The sequence below is a fragment of the Flagellimonas ochracea genome, from assembly GCF_009903685.1.
GTDB lineage: Bacteria > Bacteroidota > Bacteroidia > Flavobacteriales > Flavobacteriaceae > Flagellimonas > Flagellimonas ochracea.
Map to the genome: position 1 here is coordinate 543128 of NZ_JAAABI010000001.1, position 12511 is coordinate 555638.

The following is a 12511-nucleotide window of genomic DNA, read 5'->3' on the forward strand; positions in this document are numbered from 1 at the left end:
TTTACAGGGCTTCTTGTTTTAAGATGGTATCTCTCAGCGGAGGAAGAGGGATTCGAACCCCCGGAGGTGTGACCCTCAACAGTTTTCAAGACTGCCGCATTCGACCACTCTGCCATTCCTCCTAAGCGGGTGCAAATATATGAAGCTTTTACATTTGTTAAAAGGTTTTTTTTAAATTCAACCAATACTGCGGTTAAAATCGATACATAACACCATTTTGTTGCGCTTTTAAATTAAAAAACCCAGCTCTTTAGCAAAGAGCTGGGCTTGTATATAGATAAATCTCTTGATACTAGTTTAAGTTGACTTCAACCCCTGCGGTAATAATATCCCAAGAACCACCATCCACGGAAACACCACGGTATGCAGCCATAATAGTTACTTTATCCGAAACGTTGTATCCAAATCTTGGACTGTAGTAAAAACCACCATCGTTTCCATCGTTAATACCGATGGCATAACCAAGACCTCCTCCGACGAAGAAATCATCAAAGGCATATCTGGCTTCCCCACCTATTGGAAGAAACTGAACGTCATCCACCTCAACAGTAATTAATCCCGCATCAATTTCGTCTCCAAAACTATGGGAGTATCCAAGTGTAGGACCTGCGGAGAAATCGTCGCTTATCTCAAACAAGTATCCTAGGTCAACGGCAATGGCAAAAGTCGCCAAATCACCGGCATCGCCAATAGGCAAACCAAGATGGGCTCCGGCTTTAAAATCGCCTTGTGCAAAAGTAGATGTGCTCAAGGCCAAGGTTAACATTAAAAATAATAAGGTTGCTTTTTTCATGATATACTATTTTAGTTATAGAGAAAGTAAACGCTTTTTTTCAGAATATATTTCCTACAAAACGATTGTTTTCCAAAAAGAAGTGATCTCTACTTTTTTTATTTATGCCCATTTGTTGTAATTCTCCACGTTGATTTGCGACACTTCGCCTATTTTTGCACTCGTGGAAGCATGGTATCACTACGTATTACTAATCATTGTAGGCTTTGCTGTGGGCTTTATCAATACCATTGCCGGAGGAGGCTCCTTACTAGCTTTACCTACCTTGATTTTCTTGGGATTACCACCCAGTGTTGCCAATGGGACCAACCGCGTGGCCATTATAATACAAACATCACTCGCCACGGCAGGATTCAAAAGTAAGGGCGTTTCCACTTTTCCATTTAATGCCTATCTGGGGATTTCCGCCTTGCTAGGTGCCATTATCGGTGCTCAGATTGCTGTTGATATCAAAGGGGAGACCTTCAATCGAATTCTGGCCATCGTCATGCTGGCCGTGGTCTTAATCATTGTGTTCAAGCCAAGAATTAAGGTGGAGGAATTAAAAGAACGCATCACTGGTAAATACCTATGGATAGGAATCATTGCATTTTTTTTCATTGGTATTTATGGTGGCTTTATCAATGCGGGGATAGGTTTCGTTATCATTTTATTTCTGCATTACGTAAATCGGATGAATTTGGTACGGGTCAATGCCACTAAAGTGTCCGTTGTACTGGCCTATACACTTTCAGCCTTGGTGGTTTTTGTTGTGAATGATAAGGTGGATTGGTTGGCTGGTTTTACCTTGGCTATTGGCACAGGTGGAGGAGGATGGGTGTCCAGTCGGATATCGGTAAATAAAGGGGATGGATTTATTAAAACAGTTTTGATTATCATGGTCATCGCTATGGCCATTAAACTGTGGTTTTTTACATAATTGGATTATGCCTGGATTTGAACTTTTTGGAGACAAGGAAAGAAAAGAAGTAAACGATGTACTGGATTCCGGGGTGCTGATGCGCTATGGTTTCGATGGTATGCGAAAGGGACATTGGAAAGCTAAAGAATTGGAAGCTGCCCTGGCCAGACGGATGCAGGTATCACACGTGCACCTCACCAGTAGTGGAACATCGGCCTTAACGGTCGCTCTTGCCAGTGCTGGAGTGGGGTCGGGGGATGAGGTGATTATGCCCACGTTTACTTTTGTGGCCAGTTTTGAATCTATATTGATGCTGGGTGCGGTCCCTGTATTGGTAGATATCGATGATACCTTGACATTGGACCCTAAGAAGGTCGAAAAGGCCATCACCAAAAAGACCAAAGTCATCATGCCTGTGCACATGTGTGGTTCCATGGCTGATTTGGATGCATTAAAGGTTTTGTGCAAAAAACACGAACTATTACTTTTAGAAGATGCTTGCCAGGCAATCGGTGGAAGTTACAAAGGGAAACCTTTGGGAAGCATAGGTGATTTGGGATGCTTTTCCTTCGATTATGTAAAGACAATCACCTGTGGAGAAGGGGGCGCGCTTATCACCAATAATAAAGCATATTATGAAAATGCCCATAAATACTCCGACCATGGCCACGACCACATTGGAATCGATAGGGGAGCAGAGGCGCACCCCTTTTTAGGGTACAATTTTCGAATTTCTGAGTTAAATGCGGCCGTGGGTCTGGCGCAAGTTGCTAGACTGGATGAATTTATCAACATACAGCAAAGAAATTATACAATACTCCGCGATGCTTTATCCCAAATTCCAGAAGTTACCTTTAGAAGAGTGCCCGAAGGCGGTGAGGAAAACTATTCGTTTCTCAATTTCTTTCTCCCTACGGAAAAATTGACCCAAAAAGCACATCGAAAACTGGGTGAAAATGGTGTTGATGGCTGTTTTTATTGGTTTGATAATAATTGGCACTACTATCGTAAATGGCAACATCTTACCGAAATGAAATCTCTGGGAAAATTACCAGAAGAAGTGGTAAAATCTTTACCAGACTATAAGAATATGGATTTTTCGGCGTCCGACCACTGGATGGAACGTACCATCTCATGCCTCATTAAATTGGGTTGGAAGGAGAACGAGACGCAAGAAAGAGCCAACAAAATGGTTATGGCGGTGCGCAGCGTACTTTAATAGTTTACGTACTCCACAATTTCCAAACCGTAACCCACCATACCCACCCGACGGGTCTTTCCAGAGTTGGTCAACAATCGAATCTTGGATATGTTGATATCATGCAGAATTTGTGCTCCAATTCCAAAATCTTTGGCGTCCATCTCAATTTTTGGGGCTTTGTAAATACCTTGGGCCTGCAGTTTTTTGTATTCGGCCAAGCGGCCCAATAAATTCATCGATTGGTTTTCTTGGTTGATGAAGATCATGGCGGCCTTATCCTCCTCGTTCAAAGCTTTGAACATGCTGTGAAGCAATTCATCAGGATTGTTGGTGAGGGTTCCCAGCATATCATTGTTGACTAAGGTGGAGTTGATACGGGTCAGCACTGGTTCGCCGCTCTTCCATGTACCTCTTAATAAAGCAATATGCACCTGTTCGTTGGTGGTCTGTTGATAGGCCCGTAAACGAAAGTCACCAAACCGGGTCTTAATGTCAAAGGCATCCTTGAGTTCTATCAGGCTATCATGTTCCATCCGATAGGCAATCAGATCTTCGATGGACACAATTTTAAGGTTAAATTTTTTTGCCACGCCCATCAGCTCTGGCAATCGTGCCATGCTACCATCTTCGTTCATGATCTCTACAATGACTCCAGCGGGCTGAAGACCTGCCAAGCGGGCAAAATCTATGGCCGCTTCGGTATGGCCTGTACGCCGTAGCACACCACCTTCTTTGGCAATTAACGGAAAAATATGTCCTGGGCGCGCCAATTCATGGGGCTTGGTGGTCGTATCAGTAAGTGATAATATGGTTTTGGCCCTGTCGGCTGCCGAAATGCCCGTGGTAACCCCGTTGCCCCGCAAATCTACCGAAACCGTAAAAGCAGTTTCGAGGGGGTCAGAATTATGGGCTACCATTTTATGAAGCCCCAAGTCTTTGCACCGACCTTCCGTAAGTGGGGCGCAGATGAGCCCGCGACCATGTTTGGCCATAAAATTGATGGTCTCTGGGGTAATCAATTCTGCAGCGGCCACAAAATCTCCTTCATTTTCACGGTTTTCGTCATCAACTACAATAATCACCTTGCCCTGCCGAATATCGGCAATGGCTTCTTCTATGGCGTTGAGTTGTATCTTTTTATCCTTAAAAACCATCTAGTCTTCCTTTTTCTTTTTAATGAACTTGCCGAAAAATTGTTTTATGCTGTCAAAGATATGTCCAAATCCAAATAACCCTTTATCCGCAGTGGCCCTTTTGGTAAGGGAAATACCCAAAGGAAGCATGATCAATGTTGACAGCCAGGCGCCCAAGGCCGGGTGTATGTTACCTTCCTTGGCATAGTTACCTGCGAACACGCCGATAAAGTAATAGGTTAAAAATAAGATAATGGCGACTACCATAGGCAGTCCCAGGCCTCCTTTTCGAATTATGGCACCCAAGGGGGCACCCACAAAAAACAGGATGATACACGACAGGGCCAGCGCATATTTTTTATGCAGGGAAAGAATGTGGCTATTATAGAACTTGAAACGTTTTTGAAGTTCCTCTTTCTTGGATTTAACTGTGTTTAAGATGCCGGTGACCGAATTTTTGGCGTTGTTCACCACCTGCATTCGCTGCCATACTTTTAGACTGGCCAAAAGGCCTTCTATGCTGTTGATGGTATCTTTTTGTTGGTTTGCCAAACTGTCTACGGGCACTATTTTATTCAGCTTTATCAAAGAACTGTCTTGCTTTTCCGGTATTGGAAATGCACCCATTCTACTGGTAATGTTTTTAGAAAATGCTTCCACCTTTTCCACATTGTTTTTTCCCAAAGAATCTATATCCTTGATCAAGCGTACTACGTTTTTCATTTTGTCCGTGGTGATGTTCTGGTCCTCTTCCAAATCTTGGTCGTTCAGCTCGGAAACATCAATATTGATGGTATAGGTTTCAAACCGGGATTTGGCAAAGGGGTGTTTTCTTTTCTCCGCGCTTTTTTTGGGCTTGAGTTCTTCAAAGTAGTGCCCATTTTTGAGCACCAATTGTATGATGTCCGAATCTTCACTACTGATCAACTCTCCAGATTGTGCCTTGATTACCGTATTATTTACACTTTGGTTGGTTTTCTTGTGAATGATCACATTATCTAGAAAGCGATCCTTTTCCCCATATTTTCGCTCTACCTTGATGTTCATGCCCTGGCCTGTACCTTCAAAATCACTGAAAACTCCTTCTGTAATGGCAGCGGCGGGTTTTACCTTGGCAATGTTCCTTCGCAGATTGAACATCTTTTGCTCTGATTTGGGAATGATGTTATTGGCAAAGAAAAAAGTGACAACACCTAAAAATAAAACGAAGATGATGAGACTTCGCATACCGCGTTGTAACGAAATACCCGAGGCCTTCATTGCGGCAAATTCATAGTTTTCGGCAAAGGTACCGAAGGTGAGGATGGAAGACAACAATACCGTTAAGGGCAGCACTTTGTCCACTAATGTTGGGATAAAATAGAAAATAAACTTTCCGATGATGACAATACCCAATCCCTTTCCGGCCAAGTCATCTATAAAGAGCCATATGCCCTGAAAAATGAATATGACGATCAGAATCAAGAATGAACTAAAGAAATTGTAAAGAAATCTTGATAATATATAGCGATCAAGTATTTTCAACGGCTAGTTTCTTATGATATAATATCCTTCGTCCTCGTATTTTTTCTCGTTAAAGGTAAAGAGTCCGCTGGAAAGCGGTTGATTGGTTTTGAAAGAATTAACGGTTATGGTGGTTTTGGTGCCGTTGTTTCCGGTTTGTATCAATTTGTAAATGTGTTTCGTTTGGGAATCGATGCCCAACAAAACAGATTTAATCTCGGTATTGGAGTCAATCGGAATCAACTTTACATATTGGATTTTCCTTCCGCCCACATTTTGAAGAATATCCCACTGATAATTGTGACCGGTTTTATAGAACGTCAACATTTTTGAGGGGCTAACGTTGTTTTCATCCTCGTTTACGTCTTCAATGGTGACTTCTTCATTTTCTGGAACCACGGTGTAGACCTTGTTACCATCGTACAATTGTTTGGCCCCGAAATAATTCAGCAGGTATTTTTCACCGCTTAAGGTAACATTGCCGTTGGTTTCTTGTTTAAGATCTGCTTCGGTGTTTTCCAGTGTGGAGGAAAAATCAATATAGATGTTATCGTAACCTTTCACCTTGTTGTAGACTTCATCCAATAAGGCTTCGGCTTTGGATGAACTTTGCGCAAAGGAAAACAGACCAATGCTGAAAAGTAGAATGAAAAGGATTTGTTTTTTTATCATGGCGTTATTTTGTTTCGTTAGCTAATAATTGATCAAGGGCGTACATATCGGGAACCAATACTTGTCTGGCCTTACTTCCTTCAAAGGGACCGACAATTCCAGCCGCTTCAAGCTGATCTATAATTCTTCCGGCCCGGTTATAGCCCAATTTTAATTTTCTTTGAATCAAAGAGGCTGAACCTTGCTGCGCGGTTACGATGACTTCTGCAGCTTCTCGGAACATGGCATCTCTGTCCGAAATGTTATTATCAAGACTTGTGCCAGATTCCTCACCAACATATTCGGGCAACAAGTGAGCTTCGGGATAGGCTCGTTGTGAACCAATATAATCTGTAATTTTGGCCACTTCTGGGGTGTCCACAAAAGCACATTGGAGTCTTGTCACATCATTCCCTTGTGTGTAGAGCATATCACCACGACCAATCAATTGGTCGGCTCCTTGTGTATCTAGAATAGTTCTGGAATCGATTTTTGAAGTTACCCGAAAAGCTATTCGCGCCGGAAAATTAGCTTTGATGATTCCCGTAATCACATTTACAGAAGGACGTTGCGTAGCAATGATCAAATGAATACCAATGGCCCGTGCCAATTGTGCCAATCTGGCAATGGGGGTCTCCACTTCTTTACCAGCGGTCATGATTAGGTCTGCAAACTCATCAATCACCAAAACGATATATGGCAAAAATTTATGCCCGTCATTCGGGTTGAGCTTTCTAGCTTTAAACTTGACATTGTATTCTTTAATGTTCCGGACCATGGCCGTTTTCAACAACTCGTACCGATTGTCCATTTCAATGCAAAGTGAATTCAGCGTATTGATTACTTTGTTGTTGTCCGTGATGATGGCCTCATCTGAATCGGGTAGTTTGGCCAAGAAATGCCGCTCAATTTTATTATAGAGCGTTAGTTCAACTTTTTTTGGATCCACCAATACGAATTTAACCTCTGCGGGATGTTTTTTATACAGGATGGATGTAATTACGGCATTCAATCCTACTGATTTACCCTGTCCTGTGGCACCCGCCATGAGCAAGTGCGGCATTTTGGAAAGGTCCACTACAAAGGTTTCATTACTGATGGTCTTTCCGAAGGCTATGGGTAACTCCATTTCTGCTTTTTGGAACTTATTGGAAGCAATCACCGAGCGCATGGAAACAACAGTGGCATTTTTGTTTGGGACTTCTATACCTACTGTACCTTTGCCAGGTATCGGTGCAATGATTCGGATACCCAAAGCAGCAAGTGAGAGTGCAATATCGTCTTCCAAATTTTTGATTTTGGATATACGGATGCCCGCCTCGGGGACAATCTCATAAAGCGTAACGGTGGGACCTATAGTGGCCTTTATTTGGGCAATACCAATTTTATAGTTTTTAAGGGTACTTACAATTTTGTTCTTATTCTCCTCAAGTTCTTCTTGGTTTATGGTAATCCCGCCCGAAGCACCATGTGGGTCGAGAAGCTCAATCGGAGGGAATTTGTAATTGCCCAACTCCAGTTTGGGGTCAAATTCTCCAAAATCTTTGACCAATTTGGCGGCCTTTACATCTGTTTCTTCCTCTTCAACTGTCACTTGCTCTACCGTCAAATCAATATCGGCTTTATCATCCTGTGGTAAGTTAACGTCCAATCCCGCTTCATTTTGCAAGGGAGGAATATCTTTTCTGTGCGTGTAGTCGTCAATTTTTAGCTCAGGTTCCTCGTCAAAGCTCAGTGAAATGATTTCTTCGGGATCATTTTTGCCTTTAGCTTCTGTGTTGGGATTCTTAAAGTCAGATTTGATTTTTTGCTGTTGTGAACGAAAGAAGTTGGCGAAGCCCTCAGGCGTAAAATTGAAGAGCCGTACCAAAATCACCATCAATACAAAAATCAACAATAGAAAAACACCTATTTTTCCGGCATAGTCCTGAAGAAAGTCGTTCATCTCAAAACCGATGAGCCCACCCAACAGGGGCTGTTCCATGGCGAAAAAGCCTAAGGCTACGGAAACCCAAATGATTCCGACCAGTCCCCAAATCCATTTGCCAACAAGGCTTTTTCCATTTAATCCCAAAAAAAGATAGAGCCCGGTAATGGCCAAAAGTAAAGGAAAGGCAAAAGATGCCAAACCAAAACCCTTGAACATAAAAAAATGACTGACAGCAGCTCCGAATTTGTTCAACAAATTGCTGGCCTGTGCATTTCTATCATTGAATTCAGAAAGTAGGCTTTGATCATCCTGCCAAGTAAAAAAATAGGATAAGAAGGAGAAGAACAGGGCAATGCTCAATACGATAAGCAAACTGCCAAATATGATTTTGTTCTGCTTAGAAAGTTTTAGCGAAAAACTTTTTTTGGAGGAAGTAGATTTGGATTTTGTCCTCTTTTTTTTTGCCATTGCTCTGTTTAATTCCGGGGCTAAGTTACAAATTTAGGATGCTTCAATCATACATGGGATAGAATCAAATAATTTTGGGGAGGTATATGATGAGGCCTATTATACTTGCAATTATGGAAACAATCATCACGGCACCAGCAGAAATATCTTTAAGGAATCCAATCTTTGGGTCCTTGTTGGGCTGCACATAATCCGATAATTTTTCAATCGCTGTGTTTACTCCTTCAGTTCCCATGACCAAGCCTATGGCGAACAATTGCATGACCCACTCCATGGCCGATATGTCAAAATAAAAACCGACAGCCGTCATCAAAAGGGCAATGACAAACTGAATTTTTATACTGGATTCAGTCCGCAACAAGAGGAACAACCCCTTGAACGCAATCCCAACACTTTTTATTCGATTGACAAAAAAGGATTTCCTAGGCATTCATCAGTGTTTCTACGGCAGCGTTGTAATCTGGCTCATCACCCGTTTCTGGAACCTGTTCGGTATAAACGACCTGTCCGTTTTGGTCGACAATCACAATTGAGCGAGACAATAAGGTTTCGAAGGCACTATCTGCGAATGTTACTCCGTAATTCTCACCAAACTTTCCTGTTTTATAGTCAGACAGCATCTCAACATTCTCGATTCCTTCTGCACCGCAAAACCTATTTTGGGCAAAGGGAAGATCTTTTGAAATGCACAGTACCTTGGTGTTTTCAAGTTTTGAAGCCCTTTTGTTGAATTCGCGAACGGATTGGGCGCAAACCCCGGTATCCACACTTGGGAAAATGTTCAATACCAATTTCGTCCCTTTATAATCTGATAATGAAACAGTTGACATGTCTGATTTTGTCAATGTAAAGTCAGGTGCCTTTGTGTTTTGTGCGGGAAGTTCACCAACCGTATTAGCGGGATTTCCACCTAGTGTAATTGAAGCCATTTCTTTGATTTATTTGAAGATGTGAAGGTAAAATATAAATTCCCTATATCATACCCTGCAACTTTAAATTTAGCTAAAAAAATTAGGCTGCTGAAGGTGTCGCCAATTGCTTTATTTTGATTCGTAGTGCCGCAAAGGTAAGGGTCATAAAGGGACTCAACCAATTAAAAATGGCATAGAAAAAATAATCTCCCACGGCTACCCCCAATACTCCACTGTGGTAGGCACCGCAGGTGTTCCATGGCACCAAAACTGAGGTTACCGTCCCTGAATCTTCCAAGGTTCTGCTTAGATTCTCAGGAGCAAGCCCTCTTTCCTTGTAGGCTTTGGAGAACATTTTGCCAGGAACAACCAGCGCTAGGTATTGGTCGGAAGCGGTCACATTTAGGGCGAGACAACTTCCTACGGTACTTGCGAACAATCCAAAAGTGGTTTTTGCCATGCCCAATAGTGATTGGGTTATGCGCTCCAAGGCGCCAATACCGTCCATGATGCCACCGAAGACCATGGCACAAACAATAAGCCAGATAGTGCCCAACATACCTGCCATTCCTCCAGAGGAGAAAAGATCATTGAGGGCAGGGTCGTTTGTGGCAATAGTGGTGTCCACGGTAATCGCATTCAAAATTCCCTTATATCCGGATTCAAAGGTCAACGAAGTTCCACCACCTAAACCGGCGATAATTTCTGGTTGAAAAATCAAGGCGAACAAACCACCCAATAGGGTTCCGATCAGTAATGCTGAAAGAGGAGGTGTTTTTTTAATGATTAATAGGATGACCACGATCGGAACTATAAAAAGCCATCCGTTTATAGTGAAGGCAGCATCAATATTTTTTAAGATAGCCCCTGTATCCGCAACACCGGAGGTGTCTATGGTAAAACCTAATATGATAAAGACCAGCAAAGTAATGCTGATTGTCGGTATGGTGGTGTATGTCATGTACCGAATATGGGAAAATAGGTCTCCTCCAGCCATAGCTGGCGCCAAATTGGTCGTGTCGCTTAACGGAGACATCTTGTCACCAAAATAAGCTCCAGAAAGCACAGCACCAGCTGTCATACCCAAAGAGATACCAAGTGCTTCGCCTATACCAATCAATGCTATCCCTACGGTGGCAGCGGTGGTCCAGCTGCTTCCGGTAGCAATTGAAATGATGGCACAGATGATGACACATGCGGCCAAAAATATGGTAGGATTCAAAATTTGAAGTCCATAATAGATCATCGCGGGAATAATGCCGCTTACTAACCAGGTTCCCGATAATGCCCCAACCATCAACAAAATGAGGAGCGCACCCGTGGTGGACCGGACGTTCTCGGCCACTTCAGCTATCATTTGTTTGTAGGAAACTTTGTTGAAAAAACCCACAACGGCCGCGACCGCTCCACCCATAAGTAGTATGAATTGGTTGGAACCACTCAAGGCATCATCACCAAAAACATAAACATTGTAGGCCAGCATGGCGACCAATGCAAAAACGGGAATCATTGCTTCCCAAATGTTCAATTCCTTGTTTGCTACAATGTTTTCACTTTGTCTATACTTTGGTTTTTTCTCCTTGTTTGGCATTGGGTCTGGTTTTGGTGAAGGGTAATATTACAATTTTGAACCCTGTTCTCCAAACCGGACCTCGGACCATCCTTTAGACCAAGGCAGAATCATTGGTCAAAATTCCCAGCTGTTCCATACATTCCCGCATGATCAAATAGGTATGATGGATATCGTTTTCAAGCCCGATTGAAAAACGAATAAGGCCTTGCGAAAGACCCAACTCTTCTTGTTCTTCCATCGGTATTTCGGACGATGTGGAAGTGCCTGGTGCACTGAAGAGTGTTTTATAAAAACCGAGACTAACCGCCAAATAGCCCAATTTCTTTTGTTGCATCTGTTCCATGAGCGCATTGGCTTTATCGAGCGAGCCGACATCCAAAGTCAATAAGCCGCCAAAACCATATTCAGGATTCATTTGGGCTTTCATGGTTTCATGTCCGGGATGACTTTCCAATCCGGGGTAAGCCACTTTTAGACCTTCTCTTTCAAATTGTTGTGCCAGATAAAGCGCATTTTCACTATGTTTTTTGATGCGAATATGAAGGGTGCGCATGTTTTTTAATATGGATGCGGCCCTAAGACTGTCCAATGTACTTCCCATGAGCATCCCGGCCCCATCATTCACATCTTTTAGTGCAAGGCAAAAATCCGAAGAGGCGCAAACGGCTCCAGCAACACAATCACTGCTTCCATTGATAAATTTGGTGAGGCTGTGCACTACAATGTCTGCTCCCAATTGGGCCGCATTGACACTCAAGGGAGAAAAAGTGTTGTCGACGACCAAGGGAAGCTTATGTTTTTTGGATAGCGAGGAAAGTGCATTGATATCGGCCACCTCCAACAAAGGATTACTTATGGCTTCGCAGTAAATCATTTTGGTGTTCTTGTTGATGGAATTTTCAACAACATCCAAATTGGTGATATCCACAAAAGAGGTAGAAATATTGAATTTTTTTAGGAAGTTTTTCAAAAAAGCATAGGTTCCACCATAAATGGTGCGACTGCAAACAATATGGTCGCCTGAATTACAGAGTTGAAGAATCACCGCGCTTATGGCTCCCATACCACTGGCAAATACATTGGCAGATTCTGTACCTTCCAATTGGGCCATGGCTTCTCCTAAATACAGATTGGAAGGGGAGGAGTGTCTGCTATAGAGATAACATCCTTCCGTATTTCCCTCAAAGGTGTCGAACATCGTCTTGGCCGACAGGAAAGTATAGGTGGAAGAATCAGAAATGGATGGATTTACTCCTCCAAATTCCCCAAAGTATTGTAAGTCTTGAATACGCTCTGATGCCTTGTAATCCATAGTGTTGAAATTTTTATAAAAATAGCATTGTTTGGAACAATTGTCAATATAAAGTATCAATATTAGGTTTTTTGACTAAATTTGATGATTATATTAGAACATAATTCTAATTATATTAATATTATTCTGTTTTTG

Annotated in this window: 11 protein-coding genes and 1 tRNA gene; 2 read left to right on the forward strand and 10 right to left on the reverse strand. The window is 42.4% G+C overall.

All coding sequences use genetic code 11. From position 1 onward, the window contains the following. Positions 1 to 37: 37 nt before the first annotated feature. Both GTQ34_RS02590 and GTQ34_RS02595 read right to left on the reverse strand, forming a co-directional pair. Positions 38 to 122, reverse strand: a tRNA-Ser gene (locus tag GTQ34_RS02590). Positions 123 to 292: 170 nt separating this feature from the next. Then, on the reverse strand, positions 293 to 793 hold the full coding sequence (locus GTQ34_RS02595; RefSeq protein WP_166522194.1) for an outer membrane beta-barrel protein: 501 nt from the start codon (positions 791 to 793) through the stop codon (positions 293 to 295). A gap of 163 nt (positions 794 to 956) precedes the next feature. On the opposite strand from GTQ34_RS02595, the gene GTQ34_RS02600 reads away from it, so the two are divergent. Both GTQ34_RS02600 and GTQ34_RS02605 read left to right on the forward strand, forming a co-directional pair. Next, positions 957 to 1712, forward strand: coding sequence for a sulfite exporter TauE/SafE family protein (locus tag GTQ34_RS02600; protein ID WP_166522195.1), 756 nt, complete (start codon positions 957 to 959; stop codon positions 1710 to 1712). A gap of 7 nt (positions 1713 to 1719) precedes the next feature. Next, the gene (locus GTQ34_RS02605; protein ID WP_166522196.1) at positions 1720 to 2913 is read left to right on the forward strand and encodes a DegT/DnrJ/EryC1/StrS family aminotransferase; all 1194 of its coding nucleotides are present in this window, start codon (positions 1720 to 1722) and stop codon (positions 2911 to 2913) included. On the opposite strand, the gene ribB is transcribed toward GTQ34_RS02605, so the two are convergent. From ribB to GTQ34_RS02645, 8 genes are all read right to left on the reverse strand, one after another. Next, positions 2910 to 4049, reverse strand: a complete 1140-nt coding sequence (ribB, locus tag GTQ34_RS02610) for a 3,4-dihydroxy-2-butanone-4-phosphate synthase (protein ID WP_166522197.1) — start codon at positions 4047 to 4049, stop codon at positions 2910 to 2912. The two genes, GTQ34_RS02605 and ribB, sit on opposite strands and share 4 nt — an antisense overlap. Further along, complete coding sequence (locus tag GTQ34_RS02615; protein WP_417936254.1) at positions 4050 to 5483, reverse strand: LptF/LptG family permease; 1434 nt, start codon at positions 5481 to 5483, stop codon at positions 4050 to 4052. It lies immediately after the preceding gene. 72 nt (positions 5484 to 5555) lie between these two features. Then, complete coding sequence (gene lolA1 / locus GTQ34_RS02620; protein WP_166522199.1) at positions 5556 to 6203, reverse strand: outer membrane lipoprotein periplasmic chaperone LolA1; 648 nt, start codon at positions 6201 to 6203, stop codon at positions 5556 to 5558. A gap of 4 nt (positions 6204 to 6207) precedes the next feature. Then, complete coding sequence (locus tag GTQ34_RS02625) at positions 6208 to 8580, reverse strand: FtsK/SpoIIIE family DNA translocase (RefSeq protein WP_166522200.1); 2373 nt, start codon at positions 8578 to 8580, stop codon at positions 6208 to 6210. A gap of 64 nt (positions 8581 to 8644) precedes the next feature. Next, positions 8645 to 9010, reverse strand: a complete 366-nt coding sequence (locus GTQ34_RS02630) for a diacylglycerol kinase family protein (protein ID WP_166522201.1) — start codon at positions 9008 to 9010, stop codon at positions 8645 to 8647. Next, complete coding sequence (gene tpx / locus GTQ34_RS02635) at positions 9003 to 9509, reverse strand: thiol peroxidase (protein ID WP_166522202.1); 507 nt, start codon at positions 9507 to 9509, stop codon at positions 9003 to 9005. The genes GTQ34_RS02630 and tpx overlap by 8 nt, the downstream gene beginning before the upstream one ends. An 82-nt stretch (positions 9510 to 9591) precedes the next feature. Then, positions 9592 to 11082 carry a Na+/H+ antiporter NhaC gene (gene nhaC, locus GTQ34_RS02640; protein ID WP_166522203.1) on the reverse strand — a complete coding sequence of 497 codons (1491 nt, stop codon included), beginning with the start codon at positions 11080 to 11082 and terminating at the stop codon, positions 9592 to 9594. A gap of 73 nt (positions 11083 to 11155) precedes the next feature. Beyond that, positions 11156 to 12376, reverse strand: a complete 1221-nt coding sequence (locus tag GTQ34_RS02645) for an aminotransferase class I/II-fold pyridoxal phosphate-dependent enzyme (RefSeq protein WP_166522204.1) — start codon at positions 12374 to 12376, stop codon at positions 11156 to 11158. Positions 12377 to 12511 lie beyond the last annotated feature (135 nt).